We start from the raw sequence: 26,788 nt of genomic DNA on the forward strand, positions 1-26,788 counted from the left end.
ACATGTAAGTTCATGTATTTTTGTTAATTAATCATCACACTTTAATAAAATTAACTATAAGTAGTTATAAGCGCTCATTTTGAATTTGAGAGGCCAGAACTAAGAGCAAGATCGACTGAAGGTTATCTAGGGTTGTATTTAAGAAGAGCATTAGCGGCTAAAAACAAAAAAGAGGCGTAATAACGCCTCTTTTTTATCGCTTGATAACCTTTAGCGTCGACGACGTCCACGCGTTGGATATTCTGCGTCATCTGATGGCTGACCACTTAATGGTGGAATCTTCTCTTTCCCCGCCAGTTTCTTCTGCAGTGAAAGCATCAACTCAGCTTCGGCTTTTGGTAGTTCGCACTCTTCGATCAGCTCGTTGATATCAGCGCCAAGCTGTACCATTTTAGAAGCACGACTATACAAGCGACCATCAGTATCAGCGTGTTCGAGTTCGCGAATTCTCTCGTTTAAGTGCTGAATAATGTCTTGTTGCTCCGTCACTTTTTGTCCAAGACCAACGACAACCGAGCGCACTTCGAGTAACTGCTTACTCAACTTTTGCACTTCTTTATCTGCGTGTCGAGATTGAGCTCGTTGTTGGTCTAACTGCTTTTGTAACCCCGAGCGAATCCGCAGTTGCAAAACAACCAATACTAACACGATAAAAGCGACGCCACCCGCAAGGAATGGAGCAGATAAAAGAGTCTCTTCAGCCATCATCATTCAGCCATTAAAGGTGAGCCATCTCGTCCCACTCGTCATCTGTTAGCAGCTTGTTCAAATCCACAAGGATAAGAAGCTTGCCGTCACGGTTGCTCACACCCTGGATGAACTTCGCACTCTCGTCGGTACCAACTGAAGGCGTCGTATCAATTTCAGAAGAACGCAGATAAACGACTTCTGCCACGCTATCTACTAAGATACCAATCACTTGACGCTCAGACTCGATCACAATAATACGAGTGTTGTCGGTGACTTCGCCTTCCATCAGGCCAAAACGTGAACGTGTATCGATAACAGTAACTACATTACCGCGTAGGTTGATGATACCAAGTACATAATCTGGTGCACCTGGAACAGGGGCAATTTCAGTATAACGAAGTACTTCACGAACTTGCATTACGTTGATGCCGTACGTTTCTTCTTCTAGCTGGAACGTCACCCACTGAAGAACTTCGTCATTCGATGCATCTTTCTTCACTTCTACTTCAAAAGCTTGAGACATAGTTAATCCTCGTTAATGTCGTTCCCGACTTAAATCTAATTCAGTGATTTGACATCTAAACCGGCGTTTAGCATGTCAATGAGCGCCTGGACATGAATTAAGGCACACATTTTTTCTTTTACCATGCCCGCTAGCCAAGGGCGTTTACCCGCCTGCTCACGCCAGCGAACCTTGTCGATATTAAGCGTTTCAGTCCCCATTAATTGGTTACTGGCCAACCCCCACATGCTCTCACCAAGCATGACGACATATTGGTAGTTATCTTTATAGCTATCATCACGAAGCTTATCTGCCATCACCCATTTCGCGGTATCGACGACATCAAACTGTTGCTCGCGATTTGTTTGTAGCCCCAAATACCAGGCGGGTTTTCCTATCAAATGGTTAAGCTCGCTAATGCGATGAATACCACCTAACTCATCAAGAGGTACAGCAAACGTGACACCATTCACATCAAAGTAAAGAACTTGGAAGTCCTCACTTCGCTTCGTACTCTCCCAGGCCGTTGGTATATCGGAATCTGCTTGTGTTTCGAGTTCAGTATCGACGTTCGATTCTATATTGATACTTTGTTCGATCACTGCGTGAGGTTCATCCACCTCTGGTTGAGCTTCCTCAAAAACTGGCTCATCAATCACCCAGTCCTGTATTTCCTCAACACCCTGAAGCTCAGGCACCTCACTAAAGGTTTGTACCTCAGGCTCAGCCGCTTTTATCTCTGCTGCAATATCAATCGTATTTTGTTCAAGAATACTATCAATATCCAACTCAGCCACTGGGTTGCTTGCTTCAAGCTGACTTAATAGCCTTTGAACATCTTCCAGGTTTGGAGCTTCCAACTCTGGCGGATATGTTTCTTGAAACTGGTACGTTTCTGGCTCCGAGTATTGTAGCTGCAATTCTGGCTCTGGCTCTGGCTCTGGCTCTGGCTCTGGCTCTGGCTCTGGCTCTGGCTCTGGCTCTGGCTCTGGCTCTGGCTCTGCAGATGATACCTCTTGAGCCAACAGGTCAAGGTCTTCCTCAAGAGTCGTTATTTCAGTTTCATCATCCAGTAATGCATTAAAGTAGTCATCAAGTGCTTGTTCACTGGACAGCACATCATTACTGCTCATCGAACGCCAACCTCTCCAGGTAAATCAGTAGCTGTTTATAGGCAAACACACCACGGCTACCAGATGCAAAATGCGAAGCTGGCAAGTGCTTTAAACTGGCATCGCGGAACTTGGTATCAATAGGCACCGCTGAGGTCCACACTTGATTTGGGTAATCTTTTTTCAGTTGCATCAATGTCTGCAATGACGCTTTCGTGCGCTTATCGTACATGGTTGGGACGATAGTCACTTTGAAACCGCCGGGGCGAGATTTTTGCATAATGGTTAGCGTACGCATCATGCGCTCTAGACCTTTCATCGCCAAAAACTCTGTTTGAACAGGAATCAAAATTCGGTCACTGGCTGCCAACGCGTTCACCATCATCACGCCAAGGATTGGCGGACAGTCAATCAACACATAGTCATAGTCTTGTGAGACAGTTTGCAGCGCCCGTTTTAAGATTAATCCCATACCACTGCGATTACCCATTACGCGATCAAGCGTGGCAAGGGACATATGCGCGGGAATGATATCCATTCCTTCCAGCTCTGTTTCTAAAATCAACGGCTTAACCGTCTCACGAGAAAACGTCTTCAACTGGAATAAATCAAATAGGCTCGAAGTTACTGCATCAGGATCATAACCGAGATAAGTAGTCAGTGAGGCGTGAGGATCAGTATCAACCATCAATACTCGATGGCCTTTCTGGCTCAATAAGCCCGCCAATGTCACTGTTGAGGTGGTTTTACCCACGCCTCCTTTCTGGTTAGCTACACTCCAAACAATCATGATGAATCCTAAGCTAGGCCAACTTCCACCAACATGCGTTCAGCAATGCGGTCAAGCGGTAAATCTTCTGAAGAAATGCCTGCTTTAGCAACCGCTTGGGGCATGCCATAAACAACACAACTTTCTTCATCTTGTGCCCAAATTGTTGAGCCTGCAGACTTCAACATGCGAGCGCCCTCACGACCGTCTGCACCCATGCCTGTCAACACTAAAGAGAGCACTTTGTCGCCATATACTTTTGCGGCAGAACCAAAAGTCACATCCACACATGGTTTGTAGTTCATGCGGTCGCCGCCATCAATAATGCGAAGACGAGCAGCGCCCGCTCGTCCATCCACCATCATTTGTTTCCCACCTGGTGCAAGGTATGCCACACCGGGCTGTAACACATCGCCATCTTGTGCTTCTTTCACTTGAATCTTACACAAGGTGTTCAAACGACTGGCAAACGCAGCAGTAAACGTTGCTGGCATGTGTTGAATCAATACAATCGGATGCGGATAGTTCATCGGCAAACGCGTCAGAATTTTTTGTAGAGCAACGGGGCCACCTGTTGATGTGCCAATTGCCGTCAGTTGATACTTCTTACCAGAAGCACGGTACTTTGTCGCAGCAGGTCGAGTTGGTGTTGGAGTCACAGGTGAAGCCGTTCTTGAACCTAATGATCGAGTAGTCGTGCTGGTACTCGCTGTTGGGCGAGCGATAGGTCGACGCATGAAAGCGCGCTTCGAGGCAATCTGAATCACACGCTGTTGAAGTAATGACACCGCTTCTTCACGGTTACGCGCAATGTCCTCAAACTTTTTCGGTAAGAAGTCCAATGCGCCCGCATCTAGCGCATCAAGCGTAGCTTTCGCCCCGTCGTGGGTCAGGGACGAAAACATTAGAATTGGCGTTGGAGCAGCGGCCATTATTTCACGTACAGCTGTAATGCCATCCATCACTGGCATTTCAATATCCATCGTGATGACGTCAGGTTTGAGAGATTTGGCTTTCTCAACCGCCTCTCTACCATTTACCGCAACGTCAATCACTTCTAGGCGCGATTCTGAGTTGATGATTTCGCTCACGCGACGTCGGAAAAAACTCGAATCATCAACGACTAGTACTTTAATCGCCATCTTATTCCTTTTAATAACGTCAGCTTTGCTTAAAGGCGTGAAGCCGCAGCGTATCGCTTAAGTAAATCAGGCACATCTAGAATTAATGCAATGTGGCCATCGCTAGTAATTGTCGCACCAGCCATACCTGGAGTGCCCTGTAATAGATTATCGAGTGGCTTAATAACCACTTCTTCTTGACCAATAAGCGTATCCACAACAAAACCAACGCGTTGGTTACCAATCTGTACAATCACCACGTGACCGTGACCAGTACGCTCTTGGACGTTTTGCGATTTGGATGCCAACCAGTTTTGTAAGTAAAATAGCGGGATAGATTTCTCACGTACAATGATCGTCAGCTGACCATCTACCACGTTTGTACGGCTAAGATCTAAGTGGAAAATTTCACTCACCGAAGCCAGTGGTAGAGCAAACGGATGACCGCCAACACCAACCATCAGAGTCGGTAAAATCGCTAACGTTAGTGGTACTTTGATCGTAATCTTAGTGCCCTTGCCTAGCTCAGAATCGATATCGATTGAACCGTTTAAGGTATTGATCGCCGTCTTAACCACGTCCATACCCACACCACGACCAGAGATGTCAGAAATTTTATCTTTACTTGAGAAACCAGGTGCGAAGATAAGGTTGAAGCACTCTTTATCTGTTAAACGTGCCGCCGCATCTTCATCCATCATGCCACGCTTCACCGCGATGCCACGCAGTTTGTTCGGGTCCATACCGCCACCATCATCTACGATGGATAGTTCAATATGGTCCCCTTCTTGCGATGCTGACAAAATCACTTTACCTGTGCGTGATTTGCCGGCCTTCGCGCGTGCGTCTGGCATTTCAATACCGTGATCAACCGAGTTACGTACCAAGTGAATCAACGGATCGGCCAATGCTTCTACAAGGTTCTTATCGAGATCGGTTTCTTCACCGCGCATTTCTAGCACGATGTCTTTATTTAGGTTACGAGCCAAGTCACGGACAACGCGCGGGAAACGGCCAAACACTTTCTTAATTGGCTGCATACGCGTTTTCATTACCGCGCCTTGTAGATCCGCAGTTACCACATCAAGGTTAGCGACCGCTTTGGACATCTCTTCGTTGTCGCTATTCAAACCAAGGCTTAATAGGCGGTTTCGAACCAATACGAGCTCACCCACCATGTTCATGATGGTATCAAGCGTCGAGGTATCAACACGAACGGTTGCTTCAGCCTGAGGTTTTTTAACCGCTGGTGCTTTAGCTTCTTCTTTTACGGCGACTGGTTTAGATTCTGGCTTTGGTGCTGGCGCTGTTTGAACGGGTGCTGGCTTAGCAACAGGCTCAGGTTTCGCAGGGCTTTGCTCTACGTTTGCTGAAGCAGGCTTCGTTGCCATATCCAATTCTTCTAGCGTTGGACCTTTACCTGAACCATGTAGCTCATCGAGTAACTTTTCGAACTCTTCGTCCGTCATTAAGTCACTGTCTTGATTTGATGAAGATGACACTGGAGCGGAAGGCTCTGCCGCTTTAGGTGGCTCTACTGGTACGGATGCAGATGCAGCAGCCTCTGCCGTAGAAGGGCTTTTTCCTACACCGTGCAGTTCATCGAGTAAACGTTCAAACTCATCATCAGTGATATCACCACTTTCAACTGATGGCGCACTCGATTGAGGCGGTTCAGATGGCGTTGTAGATGTCGCAGACATTGAGGCGCCTGGCGCTGAACCTTTACCATGAAGCTCATCAAGTAGCTTTTCGAATTCGTCTTGGGTAATTTCATCAACAGAGCCGACACTTGATGGTGCTGACGGCGCAGCAGGTTCTTCGATGATAGGCTCGGGAATAATAGGCTCTGGAGTAGCCACTGGTTCTTCAACTACGGTTGCCGCTACTTCATCTTCTGACTCAGGTTTGCATAGACGATGAAGTTCTTCAAGAAGCTCAGGGTCCGCAGCTTCTAACGGCTCACGATCTTGAACAGCCTGGAACTGGGTATTAACCGTATCCAAGGCTTTTAGCATCGTATCCATTAAGTTTTGCGTTACCGTGCGTTGACCGTTTCGTAAAACGTCGAACACGTTCTCCGCACCATGACAAGTATCGACTAGCTCTGCCAATGAAAGGAAGCCGGCACCGCCTTTTACGGTATGAAACCCGCGGAAAATAGCATTAAGTAAGTCTTTGTCTTCTGGGTTATTTTCCAATTCAACCAACTGCTCAGAAAGCAGCTCGAGAATTTCCCCAGCCTCAATGAGAAAGTCCTGAAGAATATCTTCGTCTAAATCGTAGCTCATACGTTACCTTTAAAATCCAAGACTGGACAACAAGTCATCGACTTCGTCCTGCGATGAAACCGCATCTTCTCTCAGTTCTGGATGAAGAATCGGGCCTTCGGCTTCGCTTGTTTGTGTATTCTTTTTATCTGCCGGTTCTGACAAAACTTGAATATGTTCTTCAAGTTTATTTCCAGAGAATACGGTTAGGATTTCCACTAAGCGGCCTTCAACTTCATTAACCAACGTAATTACGCGGCGAATGATTTGGCCAGTTAGGTCTTGGAAGTCTTGCGCCATGAGAATTTCGGTCAATTGGCCGCGCAATTCAGTGCTGTCACCTTCGACTTGCACTAATAGCCCGTCGATTCGGTGACACAGTGCTTTAAATTCGCTTAATTCTATGCGCCCGTGCATGAGTTCATTCCATTGAGGACGAACTTTTAGAAGGCAATCATGCAGGTTATCAGCGATAGGAAGGCAGCAGTCGACCGCATCCATTGTTTTGTTGGCTGCAAGCTCTGTCTTCTCGATCACATAATTGAGACGATCCCTAGCGTTAGGGATTTCGTCTTTCGCAATTTCGGTCATGCGCTGATCGAGACTGAACTGCTTGAGTGATTCGTGAAGGTCTCGAGTTAACGCTCCAATTTCTTGCAGCATTGGGTTATCGGCACCTTCGTAGATCGAGGCAACAAGCATATTGGCTTGGTCTTGTTCCCCGTTTTCTAGCATTTGAACGAGTGACTTCGCCTGCTCTAGTGAGATCATTCTGAATAGACCCTTTTACGTTTAGTTCTTCTTATCACTTTGAAAACGCTAAACGAGTCATTTAATAGGTATTTAATAATTGGTATGAATGACTCGAATAACAAAGAGAAAGAGAGAGTTATAAACGCTCGAAAATTTTATCTAATTTTTCTTTTAATGTTGCAGCAGTAAATGGCTTAACAATGTAGCCGTTTACACCTGCTTGAGCAGCTTCAATGATCTGCTCACGCTTCGCTTCAGCCGTGATCATTAGAACTGGCAGATGCTTAAGTTCTGCATCCGCGCGGATGTGTTTAAGCAAATCGATGCCTTGCATACCTGGCATGTTCCAGTCAGTTACAACAAAATCGAAGTCACCTTTTTTCAGCATTGGTAATGCGGTTAAACCATCGTCCGCTTCTTGAGTGTTATTGAAACCCAAGTCACGAAGCAGGTTTTTAACAATACGGCGCATTGTTGAGAAATCATCAACAATAAGGATCTTCATGTTTTTATTCAAAATTGCCTCCACTGAATCGTAAAATCAGTGTTTTTAGTCATTTTGTGTCCACGCACTGAGCTTGGTACGTAAACGTTGCATCGCTTGACTCAGTATTTGACTTACGCGAGATTCGCTTACGCCTAACACATCGCCAATTTCTTTCAAATTGAGTTCTTCATCATAATAAAGCGAAAGAACCAAAGCTTCACGCTCTGGAAGCTGTTTTATTGATTCAACCAGTGCTTTTCGAAATGATTCATCAACTACCCCTTTGAATGGGTTGCTGTCATCGGTTTCATCCGCCGGTGAAATCACATCATCAGAAACGCCTAAATCTTCAATACCGACTAATTTTGAGCAGTTGATATCGGTAAGAGCACTATGATATTGATCCAGTGTCATACCGAGATGCGTGGCTACTTCAGAATCAGTAGGATCTCGATTTAATTCGCCTTCCAGCTCCGCAATCGCTTGGTTAATCTCTCGATTATTTTTATGAACAGAACGCGGTACCCAATCGCCTTTACGCATGTCATCTAACATTGCGCCACGAATACGGATACCTGCATAAGTTTCAAAGCTCGCACCTTTAGAACCATCATAATTCTGCTGAGCTTCGATAAGACCGATCATGCCGGCCTGAATTAAATCCTCTACCTGAACACTCGGCGGTAAACGGCCTAGTAGGTGGTGAGCAATGCGCTTAACCAACACTGAATAACGTTCAATGAACGCCTGCTGGCTATTAAATTTGCCATGTTGGTCATAGGTTATCGCTTTATTCACCAAAAGGGTCCTCTGCGAATTCGGTACGATTTAGCAACCTTTCCACAAAAAATTCCAAGTGTCCACTTGGTGTTTTCGGTAGTGGCCACGTCAACGCTTTGTTTGCTAGTGAGCTGATAGCTAAAGCGGCAGGCGAGCGTGGGAACGCATCAACGACAATTTTTTGTCTTTTTACAGCCTGTCGTACTTTATCATCTAATGGAATACATGCTACGAGTTCAAGGCTAACATTCAAGAATCGCTCTGTGACTAGTGTCAACTTTGCAAACAATTCTCGCCCTTCACGGTAGCTTCTGACCATATTTGCTACAACTTTAAAGCGTTGAACTTGGTGTTCTTTACTCAACAGCTTGATTAATGCATAGGCATCTGTGATTGACGTCGGTTCATCACACACAACTACAACCACATCTTGAGCTGCTCGCGAAAAACTGATTACCATGTCAGAGATACCAGCAGCGGTATCAATCAGCAGGACATCCATTTCGTCTTCAAGACTACCAAATGCTCGAATGAGTCCAGCATGCTGAGCGTGAGAAAGCTCTGTCATGCTCTGTGTGCCAGAAGTTGCAGGAATTATCTTTATACCATAAGGCCCTTCGACAATCGCATCTTTTAGCTCACATTCACCCGCTAAGACATGTCCTAGATTACGTTTTGCACGAATTCCGAGCATCACGTCCACATTGGCCAGACCTAAATCAGCGTCGAGAACCATCACCTTCTTGCCTTGGCGAGCCATACAAATCGCCAGACCCAGTGTTACGTTTGATTTCCCCACACCACCTTTGCCGCCAGTAACAGCAATCACTTTGGTCAACGATGGTTGTGTTAAGCGACGGAGGCCGCTTGCTTGATCGTGTATCATATTCTCAGTCATAGTAGTCCGCCGCCTTAGAGTCCTTCACTGTCACTGTTCCAAAAGTGAGGTTCGTTCTCTGTCGACTTCTCTAACAGTTCATTTGCTTTCGCAAGCATATATTTTGGTTGCGCTATCACAATGTCTTCTGGTACGCGCTGACCATTAGCGATGTAAGCTACTGGCATTGCGTTTTGAATCACTACACTGATGAATTCGCCTAGGCTTAATGACTCATCAAGCTTCGTCATAATACAACCCGAAAGTGGTATACGTCGGAAGTGATCCAGCGTTTCTTGTAGAACACGACGTTGTGCGGTAGCCGGCAAAACAAGGTAGCTGTGAATCACTTCCCCGCTCTCTTGCATTAGAGTGTCGAGCTGCTCGGAAAGCCTCACATCTCGTTGCCCCATCCCTGCCGTATCGACCAAAATCAGTCTTCTGTTTCTTAGCTGATATATAACATCGGCTAACTCGTTAGAATCTTTAGCAACTCTTACGGGACAACCCATAATTCTTCCGTAAATTGAGAGTTGCTCATGTGCACCTATGCGATATGTATCTGTTGTCACAAGGGCCACATTGTCGGCACCGTATTCCATGGCTGCGCGTGCTGCGAGTTTCGCTACGGTTGTTGTTTTCCCAACCCCCGTCGGACCCAACAATGCGACTACGCCACCACGTTTTAAAATGTCCTGTTTAGGAATATTGATTTGATCCGCCACCAGCGACAATAACGCTTTCCACGCTCGCGCTGGCTTTGTATCTTCCGGGATATAACAGGCCATCTGGTCTGCTAACTCCGGAGAAACGCCCATTCGCTCTAAGCGCTTAATCAGCATTGCTCTTAGTGGCTCACGACGTTCTACTTCTTGCCACATCAGACCAGAAACTTGGTGCTCCAACAGACGACGAATTGACGTCATCTCTTCGCGCATGCTTTCTAGCTCATCGGCCGATTCGTCACGCTCATCACTTGGGCGACGTCGGTCATAGCGCGTCGGGTCCAGCTTGGGCGTCGGACGTTCAAATCGATTGTCCTGTGCGATTAGCTTCGCCAAAGGTGAATCTGGTTGATATGGCGCTGGCTTTTCTTGGTTATAGCCGTCGCGATGCTTATTTTGGCGTTGCAGCAAAGCAGAGAGCGAATCTTCATTTTCCGCTACGTGGTCGTCAGCATCTGCTGCACCACCGCTATATTGCTTAAGCATATTAGCGAATCGCTGCGTCATTGAGCCTGTTTTTTCATTGTTACTGTTATTACTGTTCAGGCTAATTTTATCTTCATCTAAATGACGATCTTGGTAACGATCAGCAGAAGACGATGACATTTGACGATGTTCGTTATAGCGATTCGATTGAGAAGCACCGCGATTTTGCTGTGACGCTGCGCTTGCTTGAGACGGATTAGATTCACTATCTATCGCCGCAACAATCGCTACTCCACCAGCCACTTTCTTGTTTGACATGATCACCGCTTCCGCGCCTAACTCCTCTTTCACTTGGAGCAGCGCCGTTCTCATGTCTTTGGCAAAAAATCGCTTTATTTTCAAACTATGAATCCATTAATGATGCGTGAGATCAGTTACCCACGGCTTGCACAATTCTGATCTGTTTTTCATCCGGGATTTCTTGGTAAGACAGTACCCGGAGATTAGGTATTGTGTTCTTCACAAATTTCGCCAACGTCGAGCGTAATACGCCGGAAGTAAGCAGAACGGCAGGTTCGCCTTTCAGTTCTTGTTCCTGTGTCGCTTGGCTTAGTGAAGACTGCAATCGCTCAGCGAGTCCCGGTTCAATCCCCGCAGATTCGCCTCCTGATGCTTGCATAGTTTGATGCAATATTTGTTCCAGTTCGGGTATCAAAGTAATCACTGGTAACTCAGGCTCTATACCATTGATTTCTTGAACAATTAGACGTTTAAGACTAATTCGAACTGCTGCCGTCAATATGTCAGCTTCTTGACTCTTACTTGAGTACTCAGCCAAAGTTTGAACAATCGTGCGAATATCGCGGATTGGAATGGCCTCGTTTAACAAGTTTTGTAGGACTTTCACCACCACACCTAATGGTAATTGGTCAGGAACAAAGTTCTCGACCAACTTAGGCGCGCTGCGTCCCAACATTTCTAATAAATTCTCTACTTCTTCATGACCAATTAGCTGTGATGCGTTGTTGGTCAATAGCTGGCTTAGGTGCGTCGCTAATACCGTTGATGAATCAACAACCGTATAACCCAGAGCCTGCGCGTGCTCACGCTGATCTTCTCGGATCCATACGGCTTCCAGTCCAAAAGCAGGGTCAATGGTTGGCTCACCATCAATCATGCCATACACCTGACCTGGGTTAATCGCTAGCTCTTGATCCGGACGAATCTCTGCTTCGCCCACCGCAACCCCCATCAATGTAATTCGGTAACTGTTTGGGGTCAGCTCAAGATTGTCACGAATATGAACCGCTGGAATTAGGAACCCAAAATCTTGCGATAACTTTTTACGCACGCCTTTTACGCGCTCTAACAGTTCCCCACCTTGGTCTCTGTCCACCAAAGGGATTAAGCGATAACCGACTTCCAAGCCAATAATATCGACTGGCTGGACGTCATCCCAAGACAGTTCGCGCTGTGAGGAAGGTTCTGTACCTTCGTCTGCTGTTGCTGGTAAAGCGGGCTCTTTCGCTTTCTGCTTCTGCCGTTTGTCGATGAAATATGCCGCTGCACCGGCCGCGACTGCCAGGCTCAAAAACGCAAAGTGTGGCATGCCCGGTACGATGCCCATCACACCAAGAATAGCCGCAGTAATCATCAGCGCTTTTGGGTTGTCGAACATCTGGAAGACCAGTTGTTCCCCCATGTCTTCATCGGTGTTTTGGCGCGTCACCATCATTGCCGCTGCAATCGACAGCAATAGCGATGGGATTTGTGCGACCAAACCATCACCGATTGTCAGTAAGGTATAGATTTCAATCGCTTCACCGAAACCCAATCCATACTGCGCCATACCGATCGACAGACCGCCGACGATGTTGATAAACAGAATCAAAATACCGGCAATCGCGTCACCTTTTACGAACTTCGAGGCACCATCCATCGAGCCATAGAAATCCGCTTCTTTGGTCACTTCAAAACGACGAACTCTTGCCTGCTCTTGGTCTATCAATCCGGCATTCAAGTCGGCATCAATCGCCATTTGCTTACCCGGCAACGCATCAAGCGTAAAGCGAGCACTTACCTCAGAGATACGACCCGCACCTTTGGTCACCACCATAAAGTTGATGATCATTAAGATGAGGAAAACCACTAGGCCGACCGCGTAGTTACCACCAATAACGACGTTACCGAACGCCTCAATTACGTTACCTGCCGCATTACCGCCTTCATGACCATGCAGTAAGACGACACGAGTCGAGGCAACGTTCAAAGCCAAGCGGAGCAACGTGGCGATCAGCAATACCGTTGGAAAAGCAGCGAAGTCCAAAGGGCGACGTGTGTAAACGGTCACTAACAACACCACCATCGACAGCGCGATGTTAAAGGTGAAGAACATATCCAGCAAAAATGCTGGAATCGGCAGTACCACCATCGCTAGGGTGGCCAAAACCATCACCGGAGCACCAATAGCTGGCATTTCACGTTGAGGGATTCGTGGCAATTTATCTGCAAACGGCAGGCTTAACTTCATACTGCGAGAGATCTCAATCGATTGAAGCGTCACGTAAGCTCTTACTATTAATACGCGACCGCTTTAGCCTAAAAGTTTAGGTAGGGTTGATAATTAAAGCGTTTTAAGCAATCTATGTACCATAATTAGCGCCAAAATAATGACTAAACACTCAAATAGAGCTTAGCTTTTGATCAAACGAGCTTTTTTAAGGCTTTACCGCTTTTCGTATCAATGACGGTGCTCGGGCGGGATTGGCAAATCATAATCTTGAATTTTCGGGCGCTGTCCACCTCGTTTTCGGTATTGCTTCAATTGGAATACAAATGCCAAAACCTGAGCGACGGCAGTAAATAACCCATCGGGGATCTCTTGCTCGAGCTCTGTCGTGTGGTACAACGCACGAGCCAAAGGTGGTGCGGGCACAATCGTAATGTCATGTTCGCGGGCGACTTCTCGAATCTTCATCGCCATGTGGTCAGTACCTTTAGCGATCACGACTGGCGCACGGTCTGTCTTCTGTTTATAACGAAGCGCTACCGAGAAGTGCTCTGGGTTAGTAACAATAACATCAGCTTGAGGAACGTCCGCCATCATTCGACGTTGAGCCGCTTCCCTTTGCAACATACGAATACGGCCTTTCACTTCCGGCTTACCTTCAGTCTCTTTGTATTCGTCTTTGACTTCTTGCTTGGTCATTTTTAACTGATCGGCGTGCTGCCAGATTTGAAATGGAATATCGATGGCAACCACAATCAATAGCGAGCAACTGATCAGCAAAATAAAGTTCAGCAAAATATCTAAAGCATGGAAGATGTTTTGCGGATACGCATCCATGCTCAATTGAATCAGATCGGCCTGCGATGCTTGGATCAAATAGATGGCGACACCAGTGACCAGAACCACTTTAAGGATTGATTTGATCAACTCTACCCAGCTTTGCATTCCAACCATTCGCTTTAAGCCGCTAAGCGGATTCATTTTCGACAGCTTGGGCATGGCCGCTTGGGCAGAAAAACTGATTCCTCCCACACCTGCTGCTCCAATCATGGCAGCGGTAAACAATGTCGCTAACACCAAAAATAGTGGGAACAACAAATCACTCATCGCGCCCAAAGCGATATCAAACAGTTTTGCAGTATCGAAAATCTCTTCTCGTTGAAGATCAAATAAACGGCTCATTATGGAAAACAATGAACGTGCTAACGCCTCGCCAAACCACATCAATGAAATGGCGCCAACGATCAGCACAGATGCTGATGCCAGCTCTTTAGATCGAGCGACCTGCCCCTTTTCTCTGGCTTGTTGTAACCGTCGGGGCGTGGCTTCTTCGGTGCGTTCCTGACCGTCTGATTCTGCCAAATCTTAGCACTCCAAGCGAATAAGCCGACAAATCTGCGCCTCACCCACTGTCCAGAACATTTCATAATGACTGTATAGACCAGCCAGTATGTACCAACAAAGTAATAGACCCACCATCAAAGCAAAAGCAAAACCAAGCGAGAAGATATTCAGCTGTGGTGCGGCACGGGTCATTACACCAAACGACAAGTTAATGGTCAGTAGCGCAATAATGCCAGATAGAGACATACTCAGTGCCGTTTGGAACATAATACCAAGCCAGCCTGCCATTTCACGGAAATCAACCGCGTTGAGCGAGCCGGAGCCAATCGGCAAAGTTTTAAAACTGAACACCACCAATTGCAGCATTTTTAAGTGTCCATCGGTGGCAAGGAAAAACATTGTCGTTAAGAACATGAATAACTGGCCAAGCAATGGCGTGTTCTGACCATTTGCGGGATCAACCATAGAAGCAAAGCCCAAACTTGATTGCATACCCAATATTTGACCAAGTAGGACAAAGGTTTGAATCATAAATTGAGTAACCATACCCATCGCTATGCCGATGATCATTTGCTCGGCAATGGTCATGAAGCCACGAAACGAGAGTAGCTCAATGTCTTGAGGTACGGCGGGGATAGCTGGCATGACAGCGAAAGTGATGGCTAAACCGAGGTAAAGGCGGATTCTTGGCGAAACAAATCGGGCCCCGGTTACTGTCATCACCATCAACATGGATGAGATACGAACATAGGGCCAGAAGTAGTTTGCGATCCAATCTAAGACAACGCTAGTGGGGTACTCCATAGGCGCCTCTAATAAAGCACCTGAGGTAAGCGTTCAATCAAGCCATAGAAATATTCCATCAACATTTGCGTCATCCAATGCCCAAACAGCATCAGGGCCAAAAGCGTGACAATCAAACGCGGTAAGAAGCTCAATGTTTGTTCGTTGATGGATGTCGCAGCTTGAAAAATCGCGACTACAAGGCCGATAAGCAAGCTTGGGATGATAATAGCGCAGACCATGATAAGCACCATCCAAAGTGCTTCACGGAAAAGCTCGACAAACATTTCTGGTGTCATGTCTTATCCTCTATCTGCGCTTATCTAAAGGGCAAAGCTGCCCGCGAGTGTCGAGAGTATCAAGTTCCAACCATCGACCAATACGAACAACATCAACTTGAACGGCAACGAAACAATCATTGGTGACAACATCATCATACCCATTGCCATCAGTACCGAAGCGACTACAAGGTCAATAATCAAAAACGGCAAGAAGAGCATAAAGCCAATTTGGAATGCAGTTTTTAGCTCTGAGGTGATAAAAGCCGGAATCAATACCGCCATCGATACATCTTCTGGATTCTCGACTTGCTCTCCCGACATGGTTACAAACGTCTCCAAATCTTTGATTCGCGTCTGTTTAAGCATGAATGCTTTCATTGGCGCTTGTGCAGCATCAAACGCTTCTCGCGCCGTGACTTGCTCGTTCAAATAAGGCTGAACAGCTTTGTCGTTGATTTCGTTCAGGACAGGAGACATAACAAAAAAGGTCAAAAACAGCGCAATACCAATAATAACCTGATTAGAAGGCGTTTGTTGCAAACCCATTGCCTGACGCAATATCGACATTACCACCACAATTCGAGTGAACGAGGTCATCAGAATCACCATGGCAGGCAAGAAGCCAAGCATGGTCATTAACGCTAAAATTTGTAGTGTAACTGAGTAGTCTTCACTGCCATCAGGGTTCGTGGTCATGGTGAATGCTGGAATACCACCGCCACTAGAAACGGACATAGAACGGCTAGCACCAGTATCACTTTGCATAGCCTGAACTGTAACACTACTTCCATCGGCTAAGTTATCTGGCAGCGCTGACTCCTCTGCTTCAGCAAAGGTAAATGAAGAAAACAGCACGCCGACAAAAAGTAACAACGTACTCAGGAGCAAACGAATTGGATTACCCTTTGTCATGTTTTTTGATCAGCTGGCTAAATTGAGTCGCAAAAGCATTGGTCGCCAACTCTTCCTCTTTCAGTGGCTTATCTAACTTGGCTAAAGTTTGGATCGATTGGCTAGTAATCCCAACCAAAAACTGTTCTTCACCCACTTGAACTACTGCGATTCTTTCTTTTGTACCCACTGGCAACTGACTCACTATACGCAAGCCCTTTTGTTGTCCCATCGCTGGCACTTGCATACGTTTCAGCAACCAAGCCAGCAAAAGAATCACGCCGATTACAAGCACAAGCGAGCCAAGTGTCGTCGCAAGATCCAGATTATTTGGTGCGGCAGCAAATGCATAAGGAGCACTTAGCATTAAGCTCAGTGCTCCAGTGATTTGCTTCAATCGCATTTTGATTGAACGACTCATCTTAACGCAGCTTCTTAATTCGTTCAGTTTGGCTGATCACATCCGTCAAACGGATACCAAACTTATCGTTGACGACCACGACTTCGCCGTGAGCAATCAAAGTACCGTTAACCAATACGTCGAGCGACTCACCGGCTAAACGATCCAACTCAACAACCGAACCTTGGTTAAGCTGCAACAGGTTCCGAATGCTAATTTGAGAACGACCGACTTCCATCGAAATCGTCACCGGGATATCCATAATAGTGTCGAGTTTACGACGCTCATCTTCGCTAATTGGGCTTGAAGTGTCTTTTAGCTCTTCCAGTGGTGCAGCCAATACTTCATCTACGTCTACAGAAGGGGCAGACGGGTCTTCGCCAAGAGCGGCTGCCCATTCGTCTGCTAGCTTTTGATCGTCACTTGGTTCCATTTTTCTATCCTGTGTTACGCCTTACTCATGCCATAGCATGTCTATTTAATAAGGTATCTTAATGGTCTATATCGTCTTCACTCTCAAGCTCGGACATGATGTCTTTACCTAAGAAAGCTAAATCTGTTTTGACGACATGTGGGCGCTCAATTTCCTCAGAAATTTGCACCGCTAATTTATCTTCCGAACGACCCATTTTTACGCGATAGGTCGGTAGGTCTTCTACAAACATCGTCGCATGTTCTGGCATTTCAATCGGGATGATATCGCCCGGTTGCAGCTCCATGAGATCACGCAAAGAAATGTCTTTTTCGAGCAAGTTCACACGGAAGTTAACCGGACAATCCATGATCTCTTCACGTAGTGCTGAGCTCCAGCGAACGTCCGTTTCCATCTTGTCGGACTGAACACCTGCATCCAATAGTTCACGGATAGGCTCAACCATGGAGTAAGGCATAACGACATGAAAATCGCCGCCACCGCCGTCAACTTCTATATGGAATGAACTCACGACAATCACTTCTGTCGGGCTGACAATGTTTGCCATGCTTGGGTTTACTTCAGAGTCGAGATATTCGAACTCTACCCCCATCACTGGCGACCACGCTTCTTTATAATCTTCAAATACAATTTTCAGTAACAACTGAATGATGCGGCGTTCCGTTGGGGTAAATTCGCGGCCTTCGATTTTGGCGTGGAATCGACCATCACCGCCAAAGAAGTTTTCTACCAGAATAAAGACTAAACGAGCCTCCATGGTGATCAACGCAGTGCCTTTTAACGGACGAAAACGCACCATGTTCAAACTGGTTGGCACGTACAATGTGTTCTGGTATTCACCAAACTTCATCATCTGCACGCCATTGATCGACACCTCTGCCGTTTTACGCAGCATATTAAACAGACTAATACGCATGTGCCGTGCAAAGCGCTCGTTGATAAGTTCGAGCGTCGGCATTCGACCACGTACGATTCTGTCTTGCGACGAGAAATCAAAATTGACGGCACCCTCAGTGTCGTTTTCTATCGGTTCATCGACGTCATCAACATCGTCAACCCCATGCAATAGCGCATCAATTTCGTCTTGGCTTAATAGATCGGTCACGTTTTACCTATTGAATAACAAAATCTGTAAACAGTACTTTTTCAATCACTGGCTTACCGACCGCAGCATTCAGCGCTGCTTTGATATCTTCGGAAGCACGATCGCGCAATTCCACTCGTCCTGTAGGAGAGCGCAATTGATCAACCGTCGCGGAAGCAAACGTTGATAGCATAGAGCTTTCAATCAGTGGCGAATGATACCGCGCCAACTCTTCATTTTCTGCACCGCGAACCATTAACTGCGCTTTAATTTGAACCAGCCTATCGCGGCTATCCCCAGTAACGTTAAATACAAATGCCTGAGGAAGATTCACATACGCGATGGGCGCAGCATCCGATGCCTTCACTTGAGCCTGTTGAGACGATTCAGCCTGAGCAGGTTCATCAGAGCCCATTAGAAAAAATGCCGCTGCCCCGCCACCAAGTAGTAATACTACAACAGCGATGATGATGATAAGTAACTTGCTTTTTCCTTTCGGCGCATCGGCCCCTTGTAACTGTTCTTCTGCCATTCTTGTCTCTTATTGTTTTTTTGAGTTACCAAGACGTTTTAGTGAGTTGCTTGGTAACCATATTCCATTGCCGTTAAACGGCCTTTTATGCGTAAAAACTAATTCCATCACGCTTTGAAGCGACATTCAAATCCAGATTGACATCAGATTCAAAACCCTCTTCGGACTGTCCAGAGAAACCGCCACTTTGCGCGCTTTGACCATGTTGTTCAGCAGTATATCTACCTTGCTGTTGCCCGCTGTTTTGTTGCTGGACGGAAGAATCAGCCAGCTGCATACCTTGTTGCGCTAACATTTCTCTCAAACGAGGGAGCGTCTGTTCAATAATGTCACGAGCTTGCGGGTTGTTCACTGTAAAATGTACATTGGCAACGTCATTATTCATGGTCATACGAATTTGCATACGACCTAACTCTGGTGGATCAAGACGAATATCGAGATTTTTCAGATTCTTCGACATCATCATTTGCACTTTTTCCGCAACTTGCTCGTTGGCTAGCTCTTTAGTTAGTTGCAACGGAAGCTGAGCTTGTTGTGCAGCATCAATACGCGCTTGTTGCTGTACATTAATTCCTTGCTGACCTGCCATAGCCTGAAGCTGTCCAGCGAAACCGTGTTGGAGATCCGGCTTATCTTGTTTATCCGCAGTCGCCTTTAGCGCACCAGTCGCCAATGCTGCGTTCATCACTTTCTGGCTAATCTCTCCGTCTTTCACACCTTGAAGCGACGTCGGCACTTGCGCGGCTATCAACGTATCGGGCGTTGAAGATAATGCGACTTTATCTCCACTATGAGCAGCTTGTGGCTGGGGTACTTGAGCCGCTGTATGCTGGATTTGCTGAGACACTGCCATAGGTCCAGCCTGGCGAGTTAAGTTATGTTGTACTTGTTGCTCTGCTAGAATCTGTTTAATGTCATTAGGGAGCGCAACAAATTGGGCAAGGTCTTGCTCAGGAATATCCGCCGTGATCGTTCCTTGTTTCAACCCTTCAATGATCTGAGCTTCTTGCTGAGTCAGTGGTTTTCCTTGCGCCAACTTGGTATCTATAATTTCAAGTTCATCCAAGGAGACTCGTGGAAGCGCGTCGATGTTGGAACCATCAACGTCTGTTAACAACGGCGACAGATCATTAGCTACTTCACCACTGACTGCGCTCTTAGTCGTCGGATGGCTGGCTTGTTTCGCTAGCTCTTGCCAAGCAGCAAACTCAGACGAGAGTTTGTCGACATCGATAGGTTGACCACTCTTATCTAAAATTGGCTCTAAGTCTTGTCCTGGGATCATCTGTGCTTGTTCAAGCGAATGAACTAATGGCGTTTCATTCAAAGCCAGCTCATCAAGGTTTGTCGAAACGGTTGCTTGCTCGTGGAACGAATGCACTAAATTTGCTCTCTGAGGCAAAATTTTGCCACTATCGATGGATGCATTACTCGCATTCAGGGTTTGATTCGCTTGTTCAATTCGACCAAGAAGCTGTTGTCCTTCGCCCATCGTGCTTTTTACGTCCATTGTATTTGATGGGTTACTCGTATCAATTGATGTTGATTTCACTTTTTCGATAGCTTCAACATCAGGCTTCAAAGGTGTGCTGTTACTCGCCTTTTGTAAACTTGCCTTGTCACTTAGGGTTGCATTCGGTTTGTTTGCTGATGTTTCATCAAAATCATGGGGCCCGTCACTGACGGATTCTTGGCTTTCTTGCGCCAACAATTCGTCCGAGACGTTAGCAGAAGAAGTACTGCCTACATCCGCTCTTTCTTTTTCTTCAACCACTGTCGATTCTGTTGCTACTTTTTCGGGCTTTTGTTTACCAGCAAACGCATCGGTTAACGTTTCTAAAAATCCCTTGCTTTCAGTGCTCTCTGCAGACGCTTTAGCGGACACATCAGAAACTGGCGTCTTGGTAGTCGCAGATACATGGGACAAATTCACACTCATTTAGAAACTCTCGTTCTCGTGGCTCTGAGCGTATCGCTGACAGGCAGCAATACTGGCGGCAAACAAAGGTCAAAAAGACCCGATACTGACAGCTAAAATGCAAAAATCACACCACAATATTGAGCCAATTCTCGGCAAGCTAATAGATGGCATGTTTATGGAACAAACATCAACAGTACTATCCGATAACCTGGTTCCTAACATGATGTACAGCTACTTGATTGACTTTGAAAAACGATAAGCGTAAACAGACACTTGGCTTAACAATTAAGGAATCACTTTGAAGATCACAGAATTACGCCAATATAGAATCAGAGCAGGCAAAACAGAACAGTGGCTAAGTTGGATGAAGGAAGAACTGTTGCCCTATCAACGCTCACAAGGCATGCGTGTACTGAATACTTACGTCCACACTGGTGATGATGGACATGACTATTTTGTTTGGCTTAGAGAGTTCGACAATGAACAAGCACGCCAGGCTCTCTACGAAAAAACATACAACGAGTGGTGGGTTCGCGAGATTCGACCGAAGGTATTTGAGCTAATTGAACAAGACTCAATCAAAGTTACCTTACTTGAATCGGTAGAGATGTAGTCAACTGCAACACCGTAATGCAATATCGAACCGATAACCTTTAGAAACGATGTGGTTTTCGACTGTAAAGTAAGGTGGAAAACTCGTCCATTTGCTTTTGTTCGCGCTTAGCTTCAGCAAGTTGTTTCTCTTTTTCGCGTTTGTCTATCATCCACTCATAGGATTTGCGTTCTTTACGCACGGTTAACCAATATTCTTTACAGTTTTCAACCTGCTCTTTGAAATGACTTTCTGCTTGCTTTTGCTTAGATAAAGTTTCATCTAGCTGGGTAAGGAATCGATTTAGGTGTCCATATTGACTTGCCGTTAGGCCCGCCTGACCACGGTCGACGAGTTGCTGGCAATAATCAAGCCGATACTTTTCAATTTGTTCAACCTGACGGTAATAATCTTCGAGTTCAGAACGCGCTTTGTTCAGTGCAAGCACAGCTTGGTCTTCACGATCCTTAGTTTGCTCAAGTAGAAACTCCATCGCATTATTCACGCGCTATCACCCACCCAAAATGTTTCTAAGCATATTGACGCACATATCGTATGGCACCGATTCTTTCATGCTCTGCTGCAAGTATTCGTCTAACTTCGGTTTCAAAGTAAATGCGCCATCAATAGCAGGATCGGTACCCGGTTTGTACGCTCCAATCGAGACCAAATCTTGATTCTTGCGACAAATAGACAAGACCTGTCGCACCGCTTTTGACATCAGAACGTGCTCTTCGGTCGTGATTTGCGGCATAACACGGCTCACCGACTTCTCGACATCAATCGCCGGATAATGGCCTGCATCCGCCATTTCACGAGAAAGTACAATATGGCCATCAAGAATGGCTCGCGATGCGTCCGCTATCGGATCTTGCAAATCATCCCCTTCGGTCAACACGGTAAAGAACGCCGTAATCGAGCCTTGTTCGGCACTTCCATTACCCGCTCGCTCAACCAGCGCTGGCAGCTTGGCAAATACAGAAGGCGGGTAGCCTTTCGTCGCTGGCGGCTCACCAACAGAAAGTGCGATTTCACGCTGTGCTTGTGCAAAACGAGTCAACGAGTCCATCAATAGCAGAACATCTAACCCTTGGTCCCGGAAGTATTCAGCAATCGTTAATGCCGTTTGGCACCCCTTTAAGCGCATTAGAGGTGAAGCATCGGCAGGCGCCGCGACCACCACTGAGCGGCGACGACCGTCCTCACCCAAGATCTCTTCGATGAACTCTTTAACTTCACGTCCACGCTCACCTATCAGGCCGACGACCACAACCTGTGCGGTGGTGCCTCGCGTCATCATGCCAAGCGTGACCGATTTACCCACACCAGAACCTGCAAACAGACCGATACGCTGACCTTTACCAACCGTCAACAAACCATTGATGGCTTTTAGGCCAACATCGAGCGGTTCAGAAATTGGCTTTCGAGCCAACGGGTTGATTGGTTCGGCACTAAAAGAGGCACGGTGATCGGTATACAAAGGGCCAAGTCCATCAAGTGGATTCCCAACCCCGTCTATCACGCGCCCAAGTAACTCCATGCCGACAGGCAAACCAGCGTCACTGGTTAAAGGGGTGACTCTCGCGCCAGGTAAAATGCCCGTAATTTGTTCGCTTGGCATTAAAAATAGGTTGTCACCTGAAAAGCCGACAACCTCGGCTTCCATCTGACCTGACATGGTTTCCACTAAGCATAAACTGCCAATTGGTGCGCGACAGCCGGTCGCTTCCAACGTTAACCCAACCACACGCACCAGTTTGCCAGAGGCGACAGGGCGCGTCGTAAGGCCTTCAACTTTGTAGCTTTTTAAGCGGTCAGAGAGTGCTTGCATGGATTACTCGCCCTCTTGATGACGGTTTGCGCCACAAAAGCTGTGCAATACGCTTTTGACGCGTTCTTCCATGCGATAATTAATGCTTGATTCACCGGCTTCAATCTGGACGTCACCTCGATTGAGCGATGGCTCAGCAACTAACGTCCAGTTGCGACAATTAAGGTCTTCTTCACCATAAGCTGAACGAATAATCGCGACATCTTCTGGATTCAGGTGCAAGGTAATAGGGTGGCCTGATATTGGTAGCGCTTCAACCGACTGCTTCACTGTATCTAAAATAATTTGAGGGTTGGTTTGTACTTCAACGTGCACCACTTCTTTAACTAAACAGAGCACCATATCCACCAGCTGCTTTTCAACCTGAGCATTCATCAACTCCAAAGGTTGAGCAAACTGATTGGCCAAGTTCATAAAAGTTTCAACTTGCTGCTGAATGTATTCTTGCCCTGCAGTTACCCCTTCAGCTTTTCCGAGCTCGAGACCTTCAGCATGGCCGGCTTGCAACCCTTCTTCTTTACCTTTGTCGTAACCTTGCTTAAAGCCAGCTTCCTGACCTTGATGTAAGCCTTCTTGATAAGCACCTTGCTTAATCAGTTCAATTTGCTCTTCGGTTAGCGCAAGTGGCTGCTCTTCTTCAGGCTCATCAAAATTCGGCACCCATCCCGGGTCATAGTTGAACGCGGTTTGTTTTGCTTGTTTGGCTTTAGGCTCGCCATAATCAGGCAGCCCCCAACGTTGAGGTTCGATCATCGAATCATCTTCATCAGGACGGATAAATCCACGTTTTCTATCGCCAGCCATGGGTTACCTATTGTGTGTTCGATTAAGAAGTGAGGGTGCTCCGCAATAGGATAATTGCGAAGCAATAGAAATTATAAGAATTCGTCAGCACCGCCAGATAGCATAAGCTCACCAGCATCCGCCATTCGACGGGCAATTGCTAAGATTTCTTTCTGAGCGGCTTCTACATCTGCCACTCGTACTGGCGGCATCGCTTCTATGTCATCACGCATCATATCAGCAGCACGTTTAGACATATTCTTGAAGACTTTCTCACGTAACGAGTCATCTGCACCTTTGAGTGCTTTTTGCAACACGTCTTGTGGTACGTCACGCAGCAACTTCTGAATACCTTGGTCGTCCACCTCGACTAAGTTTTCGAAGACAAACATTAGGTCTTGGATTTGCGTCGCCATGTCTTCGTCCTGATCGCGAATTTGCTCCATCAACAAACCTTCGACGTTGTTGTCTAGGTAGTTCATGATCTCCGCTGCTGCTTTCAGGCCGCCAATTTTGGCTGCTTGTGCACCCGCTTGACCCGCGAACTGTTTCTCCATGATTTCGTTCAGCTCTGCCAATGCTGATGGCTGAACTTCTTCAAGGTTGGCAATACGCATCATCAGATCCAAACGCACGCGCTCAGGGAACTGAGACAAAATCTCTGCAGATTGGTCTGCTTCTAAATAAGACAGTACGATAGTTTGAATCTGTGGGTGTTCATTGACAATAATGCTCGCCACTTGGCGTGGGTCCATCCATTTCAAAGAATCCAAACCCTTTGAGCCCGTACCAAGTAGGATCTGGTCAACTAAGTTGTTGGCTTTGTCTTCACCAAGAGCGGCAACCAGTGCATTACGCATAAAGTCTTCGCTGCCCATACCAATGTTGGTGTATTTCTGGATATCCTCCAAAAACGCACGATGAACAGCAGATACCTTGTCTTGGCTGAGATCCTTCGCGCGAGCCATCGCACTACCAACACGCTGAACCTGTTTTGGTTCTAGGTGACGGATAATGCCAGCTGCATCTTGTTCATTAAGACTCAATAGCAAAATTGCCGCTTTTTCTTCGCCAGTAATGGTTGAAACATCCAGCTCTACTGGCATTCCCGCAGCGTTATCATCTTGAGGTACGATATCGTTAGCCATTGTCATTCATCCAGTTTTTCACTACTTGAGCAGCCAATTCAGGTTCATTCGCAACCAGAGCGCGAACCGCTTTCAATACATCTTCATCTTTATGAAGGTTTGGCAAATCAATACTTGAGCCAAACTCGAACAGTTCGCTGCTTTCGATGTCACTGCCAATCAAGCTAGTTTCACCATCCGCACCAATCGGCAAGCCGTCTGGTCCGTACATTTCGTCTTCATCATCGCTGGTAGGGTTAAGCAATTTCTTCATTGCTGGGCGAACCAGAACCAACACAACCACAATAATCACTAATGCACTTGCGAACCAACGAACCCAATCACTGAAGTTAGGGTGCTCCCAAATTGGTGGTTCTTCTAGCTGCTCAGCCTCTGGCTCAGCAAACTTTACACTCAATACATTCAGCAAATCTCCACGGCCTTGGTCAAAGCCAACGGTACCAATTAATACTTGGCGAATGGCATTGATTTCAGATTCGGACATTGGGGTATAAGTCACTTCACCCGTATCAGGGTTAACTTGACGACGGTCTTTAATCGCAACAGAAACGGTCTGACGAGCCACCGTCCCGGTCTGCTTTCGCTCGTGGCTGATGGTGGTATCTAGCTCAAAGTTACGCGTGGACTCTTTACGAACTGACCCCTGCCCCATGACAGAACCATCTTTCATTTGAGCCACATCTTGCGGAATAGAGGCATCCGCTGGAGGCTGATTACTCAACGCACCCGGAATACCCGCTACCATGTTACCGTTATTGTAATCTTCGAGTGCGTACTCACTGCGGGTCGCAGGGGTGTTTGGATCAAAACGTTTGCGAGTTTGTTCAACCGCACTGAAATCCATTTGGATATCAACCTGCGCCGTATAGTTGCCATAACCTAAAATGGGTAATAGTACGGAATCAATTTTTTCGCGCAGCGCTTGCTCTTGGCTGCGTTCTAATTCTTGTTCTTTGCGTCGCGCCGCAGAAGCAGGATCTTGGGAGCCTGAGCTGAGTAAGCGGCCATGCTGATCTGTGACGGTAATTCGAGAAGTTTTCATTCCCGGCACGGCACTCGCTACCATGTCGACAATAGAATCCACTTCTTGCTGCTTAAGGTTAGTGCCTGTCGACAATGTCAAAAATACCGACGCAGACGCTTCTTGGTTATGACGCACAAACACGCTGTGCTTTGGCAGTGCCAATAACACTCGTGCTTTGCGAACTTGCTTCATCTCTTCAATTGCTTGAGCTAATTGGCGCTCTCGACTGAGTTTCAGACGCTCTTGCTCAAGACGTTGTGAAACACCAAAGCCCATGTCTTGCAGCAAAATATCATCGCCTGCTTCTGTAGCTTGGTTAACGCCGGAACGAACCATGCCAAGTTTGATCGAGTTGTACTCACTCGATTCAACAGAAACAGTATTGCCATCAAGCTTATAATTGATTTTCTGCTGGTCCAGATAATCCAGAACGGGGATCAATTCTTCGGTCTCATACGCACCAAGTGGGCGCATTTCCGGTTCTTTGACCCAAAAGAACAGCATCACGATCAATGCAACACAGATGGATATCGACAGCACAAGCACAACCTGACGAAGTAAATCGAGGTCGCCCACTGCCATATCGAATTTTGACGCACTACGCTCCTCTAGATCTGGATTTTGACTCTCCACATCCACATCGGAACTTGCTACCAGTGCACCATCTGAGCCGCCTTCAGTGACGGTTAAATCTGTAGACTTGTCTGCCACACTTATTAC

General features: G+C 46.6%; 28 protein-coding genes. 2 read left to right on the plus strand and 26 right to left on the minus strand.

What is annotated here, in order from left to right:
• Nucleotides 1-210: 210 nt before the first annotated feature.
• The 21 genes from R7E42_RS14430 to R7E42_RS14530 form a co-directional block, all read right to left on the minus strand.
• Nucleotides 211-705, minus strand: coding sequence for a DUF2802 domain-containing protein (locus tag R7E42_RS14430; protein ID WP_031777229.1), 495 nt, complete (start codon nt 703-705; stop codon nt 211-213).
• 13 nt (nt 706-718) lie between these two features.
• Nucleotides 719-1,213 (minus strand): chemotaxis protein CheW, encoded by a 495-nt coding sequence (locus tag R7E42_RS14435; protein ID WP_005380507.1) that lies wholly within the window; start codon nt 1,211-1,213, stop codon nt 719-721.
• Between the two features lie 35 nt (nt 1,214-1,248).
• Nucleotides 1,249-2,325: a chemotaxis protein CheW gene (locus tag R7E42_RS14440; protein WP_318072773.1), complete on the minus strand. Its 1,077-nt coding sequence runs from the start codon at nt 2,323-2,325 to the stop codon at nt 1,249-1,251.
• A complete protein-coding gene (locus R7E42_RS14445; protein WP_005380505.1) occupies nt 2,315-3,094 on the minus strand; it encodes a ParA family protein in 780 nt (259 codons plus the stop codon). Before R7E42_RS14445 ends, R7E42_RS14440 begins: the two co-directional genes overlap by 11 nt.
• A gap of 8 nt (nt 3,095-3,102) precedes the next feature.
• Complete coding sequence (locus tag R7E42_RS14450; protein ID WP_025767174.1) at nt 3,103-4,215, minus strand: protein-glutamate methylesterase/protein-glutamine glutaminase; 1,113 nt, start codon at nt 4,213-4,215, stop codon at nt 3,103-3,105.
• A gap of 29 nt (nt 4,216-4,244) precedes the next feature.
• Nucleotides 4,245-6,485, minus strand: coding sequence for a chemotaxis protein CheA (locus tag R7E42_RS14455; RefSeq protein ID WP_017635948.1), 2,241 nt, complete (start codon nt 6,483-6,485; stop codon nt 4,245-4,247).
• A 9-nt stretch (nt 6,486-6,494) separates the two neighbouring features.
• The gene (locus tag R7E42_RS14460) at nt 6,495-7,235 is read right to left on the minus strand and encodes a protein phosphatase CheZ (protein ID WP_005380502.1); all 741 of its coding nucleotides are present in this window, start codon (nt 7,233-7,235) and stop codon (nt 6,495-6,497) included.
• Nucleotides 7,236-7,353: 118 nt separating this feature from the next.
• Nucleotides 7,354-7,722 (minus strand): chemotaxis response regulator CheY, encoded by a 369-nt coding sequence (gene cheY, locus R7E42_RS14465; protein ID WP_017635949.1) that lies wholly within the window; start codon nt 7,720-7,722, stop codon nt 7,354-7,356.
• Between the two features lie 45 nt (nt 7,723-7,767).
• Nucleotides 7,768-8,502: an RNA polymerase sigma factor FliA gene (locus tag R7E42_RS14470; RefSeq protein WP_005380499.1), complete on the minus strand. Its 735-nt coding sequence runs from the start codon at nt 8,500-8,502 to the stop codon at nt 7,768-7,770.
• Nucleotides 8,495-9,382 (minus strand): MinD/ParA family protein, encoded by an 888-nt coding sequence (locus R7E42_RS14475; RefSeq protein ID WP_005380498.1) that lies wholly within the window; start codon nt 9,380-9,382, stop codon nt 8,495-8,497. Before R7E42_RS14475 ends, R7E42_RS14470 begins: the two co-directional genes overlap by 8 nt.
• A gap of 14 nt (nt 9,383-9,396) precedes the next feature.
• Entirely contained in the window at nt 9,397-10,914 is a 1,518-nt protein-coding gene (flhF, locus tag R7E42_RS14480) for a flagellar biosynthesis protein FlhF (RefSeq protein WP_033907111.1), read from the minus strand.
• A 28-nt stretch (nt 10,915-10,942) separates the two neighbouring features.
• Nucleotides 10,943-13,042 carry a flagellar biosynthesis protein FlhA gene (gene flhA / locus R7E42_RS14485; RefSeq protein WP_025998722.1) on the minus strand — a complete coding sequence of 700 codons (2,100 nt, stop codon included), beginning with the start codon at nt 13,040-13,042 and terminating at the stop codon, nt 10,943-10,945.
• A gap of 210 nt (nt 13,043-13,252) precedes the next feature.
• Nucleotides 13,253-14,383, minus strand: a complete 1,131-nt coding sequence (gene flhB / locus R7E42_RS14490; RefSeq protein ID WP_258457593.1) for a flagellar biosynthesis protein FlhB — start codon at nt 14,381-14,383, stop codon at nt 13,253-13,255.
• A gap of 3 nt (nt 14,384-14,386) precedes the next feature.
• Complete coding sequence (fliR, locus tag R7E42_RS14495; protein ID WP_005384463.1) at nt 14,387-15,169, minus strand: flagellar biosynthetic protein FliR; 783 nt, start codon at nt 15,167-15,169, stop codon at nt 14,387-14,389.
• 8 nt (nt 15,170-15,177) lie between these two features.
• Nucleotides 15,178-15,447 carry a flagellar biosynthesis protein FliQ gene (gene fliQ, locus R7E42_RS14500; protein WP_005380488.1) on the minus strand — a complete coding sequence of 90 codons (270 nt, stop codon included), beginning with the start codon at nt 15,445-15,447 and terminating at the stop codon, nt 15,178-15,180.
• 24 nt (nt 15,448-15,471) lie between these two features.
• A complete protein-coding gene (fliP, locus tag R7E42_RS14505; protein WP_136977001.1) occupies nt 15,472-16,341 on the minus strand; it encodes a flagellar type III secretion system pore protein FliP in 870 nt (289 codons plus the stop codon).
• Entirely contained in the window at nt 16,328-16,741 is a 414-nt protein-coding gene (fliO, locus tag R7E42_RS14510) for a flagellar biosynthetic protein FliO (protein WP_005380480.1), read from the minus strand. The genes fliP and fliO overlap by 14 nt, the downstream gene beginning before the upstream one ends.
• Before the next feature lies 1 nt (nt 16,742).
• Nucleotides 16,743-17,153: a flagellar motor switch protein FliN gene (gene fliN / locus R7E42_RS14515; RefSeq protein WP_005380479.1), complete on the minus strand. Its 411-nt coding sequence runs from the start codon at nt 17,151-17,153 to the stop codon at nt 16,743-16,745.
• 58 nt (nt 17,154-17,211) lie between these two features.
• Entirely contained in the window at nt 17,212-18,258 is a 1,047-nt protein-coding gene (gene fliM, locus R7E42_RS14520) for a flagellar motor switch protein FliM (RefSeq protein ID WP_005380478.1), read from the minus strand.
• A 7-nt stretch (nt 18,259-18,265) separates the two neighbouring features.
• Nucleotides 18,266-18,769, minus strand: coding sequence for a flagellar basal body-associated protein FliL (fliL, locus tag R7E42_RS14525; protein WP_005380477.1), 504 nt, complete (start codon nt 18,767-18,769; stop codon nt 18,266-18,268).
• Between the two features lie 85 nt (nt 18,770-18,854).
• Entirely contained in the window at nt 18,855-20,708 is a 1,854-nt protein-coding gene (locus tag R7E42_RS14530; RefSeq protein ID WP_213904022.1) for a flagellar hook-length control protein FliK, read from the minus strand.
• 97 nt (nt 20,709-20,805) lie between these two features.
• Here R7E42_RS14530 and R7E42_RS14535 point away from each other — a divergent pair, with 97 nt between their 5' ends.
• Nucleotides 20,806-20,949 (plus strand): hypothetical protein, encoded by a 144-nt coding sequence (locus tag R7E42_RS14535; RefSeq protein ID WP_170897464.1) that lies wholly within the window; start codon nt 20,806-20,808, stop codon nt 20,947-20,949.
• Between the two features lie 39 nt (nt 20,950-20,988).
• On the plus strand, nt 20,989-21,303 hold the full coding sequence (locus R7E42_RS14540) for an NIPSNAP family protein (RefSeq protein ID WP_005380475.1): 315 nt from the start codon (nt 20,989-20,991) through the stop codon (nt 21,301-21,303).
• Nucleotides 21,304-21,343: 40 nt separating this feature from the next.
• On the opposite strand, the gene fliJ is transcribed toward R7E42_RS14540, so the two are convergent.
• The 5 genes from fliJ to fliF form a co-directional block, all read right to left on the minus strand.
• A complete protein-coding gene (gene fliJ, locus R7E42_RS14545; protein ID WP_005380474.1) occupies nt 21,344-21,787 on the minus strand; it encodes a flagellar export protein FliJ in 444 nt (147 codons plus the stop codon).
• A 6-nt stretch (nt 21,788-21,793) separates the two neighbouring features.
• The gene (gene fliI / locus R7E42_RS14550) at nt 21,794-23,113 is read right to left on the minus strand and encodes a flagellar protein export ATPase FliI (protein WP_213904024.1); all 1,320 of its coding nucleotides are present in this window, start codon (nt 23,111-23,113) and stop codon (nt 21,794-21,796) included.
• A gap of 3 nt (nt 23,114-23,116) precedes the next feature.
• Nucleotides 23,117-23,917 (minus strand): flagellar assembly protein FliH, encoded by an 801-nt coding sequence (gene fliH, locus R7E42_RS14555; RefSeq protein WP_005394317.1) that lies wholly within the window; start codon nt 23,915-23,917, stop codon nt 23,117-23,119.
• Nucleotides 23,918-23,988: 71 nt separating this feature from the next.
• Nucleotides 23,989-25,044, minus strand: coding sequence for a flagellar motor switch protein FliG (fliG, locus tag R7E42_RS14560; RefSeq protein ID WP_005380470.1), 1,056 nt, complete (start codon nt 25,042-25,044; stop codon nt 23,989-23,991).
• The gene (fliF, locus tag R7E42_RS14565) at nt 25,037-26,779 is read right to left on the minus strand and encodes a flagellar basal-body MS-ring/collar protein FliF (RefSeq protein WP_005380462.1); all 1,743 of its coding nucleotides are present in this window, start codon (nt 26,777-26,779) and stop codon (nt 25,037-25,039) included. The genes fliG and fliF overlap by 8 nt, the downstream gene beginning before the upstream one ends.
• Nucleotides 26,780-26,788: the final 9 nt, after the last annotated feature.

This window comes from Vibrio sp. Vb1337 (assembly GCF_033338715.1).
Lineage (GTDB): Bacteria > Pseudomonadota > Gammaproteobacteria > Enterobacterales > Vibrionaceae > Vibrio > Vibrio alginolyticus.

Coding starts and splice junctions, on each gene's coding strand:
- fliR (WP_005384463.1), bottom strand. CDS start 15,169: ATGGAGTACCCCACTAGCGTTGTCTTAGATTGGATCGCAAACTACTTC.
- R7E42_RS14475 (WP_005380498.1), bottom strand. CDS start 9,382: ATGACTGAGAATATGATACACGATCAAGCAAGCGGCCTCCGTCGCTTA.
- R7E42_RS14430 (WP_031777229.1), bottom strand. CDS start 705: ATGGCTGAAGAGACTCTTTTATCTGCTCCATTCCTTGCGGGTGGCGTC.
- R7E42_RS14445 (WP_005380505.1), bottom strand. CDS start 3,094: ATGATTGTTTGGAGTGTAGCTAACCAGAAAGGAGGCGTGGGTAAAACC.
- fliL (WP_005380477.1), bottom strand. CDS start 18,769: ATGGCAGAAGAACAGTTACAAGGGGCCGATGCGCCGAAAGGAAAAAGC.
- fliQ (WP_005380488.1), bottom strand. CDS start 15,447: ATGACACCAGAAATGTTTGTCGAGCTTTTCCGTGAAGCACTTTGGATG.
- fliN (WP_005380479.1), bottom strand. CDS start 17,153: ATGGAACCAAGTGACGATCAAAAGCTAGCAGACGAATGGGCAGCCGCT.
- fliO (WP_005380480.1), bottom strand. CDS start 16,741: ATGAGTCGTTCAATCAAAATGCGATTGAAGCAAATCACTGGAGCACTG.
- R7E42_RS14450 (WP_025767174.1), bottom strand. CDS start 4,215: ATGGCGATTAAAGTACTAGTCGTTGATGATTCGAGTTTTTTCCGACGT.
- fliI (WP_213904024.1), bottom strand. CDS start 23,113: ATGCAAGCACTCTCTGACCGCTTAAAAAGCTACAAAGTTGAAGGCCTT.
- fliH (WP_005394317.1), bottom strand. CDS start 23,917: ATGGCTGGCGATAGAAAACGTGGATTTATCCGTCCTGATGAAGATGAT.
- R7E42_RS14460 (WP_005380502.1), bottom strand. CDS start 7,235: ATGATCTCACTAGAGCAGGCGAAGTCACTCGTTCAAATGCTAGAAAAC.
- R7E42_RS14455 (WP_017635948.1), bottom strand. CDS start 6,485: ATGAGCTACGATTTAGACGAAGATATTCTTCAGGACTTTCTCATTGAG.
- R7E42_RS14440 (WP_318072773.1), bottom strand. CDS start 2,325: ATGAGCAGTAATGATGTGCTGTCCAGTGAACAAGCACTTGATGACTAC.
- flhA (WP_025998722.1), bottom strand. CDS start 13,042: ATGAAGTTAAGCCTGCCGTTTGCAGATAAATTGCCACGAATCCCTCAA.
- R7E42_RS14435 (WP_005380507.1), bottom strand. CDS start 1,213: ATGTCTCAAGCTTTTGAAGTAGAAGTGAAGAAAGATGCATCGAATGAC.
- R7E42_RS14535 (WP_170897464.1), top strand. CDS start 20,806: ATGCAAAAATCACACCACAATATTGAGCCAATTCTCGGCAAGCTAATA.
- fliG (WP_005380470.1), bottom strand. CDS start 25,044: ATGGCTAACGATATCGTACCTCAAGATGATAACGCTGCGGGAATGCCA.
- fliP (WP_136977001.1), bottom strand. CDS start 16,341: ATGACAAAGGGTAATCCAATTCGTTTGCTCCTGAGTACGTTGTTACTT.
- cheY (WP_017635949.1), bottom strand. CDS start 7,722: ATGAAGATCCTTATTGTTGATGATTTCTCAACAATGCGCCGTATTGTT.
- R7E42_RS14530 (WP_213904022.1), bottom strand. CDS start 20,708: ATGAGTGTGAATTTGTCCCATGTATCTGCGACTACCAAGACGCCAGTT.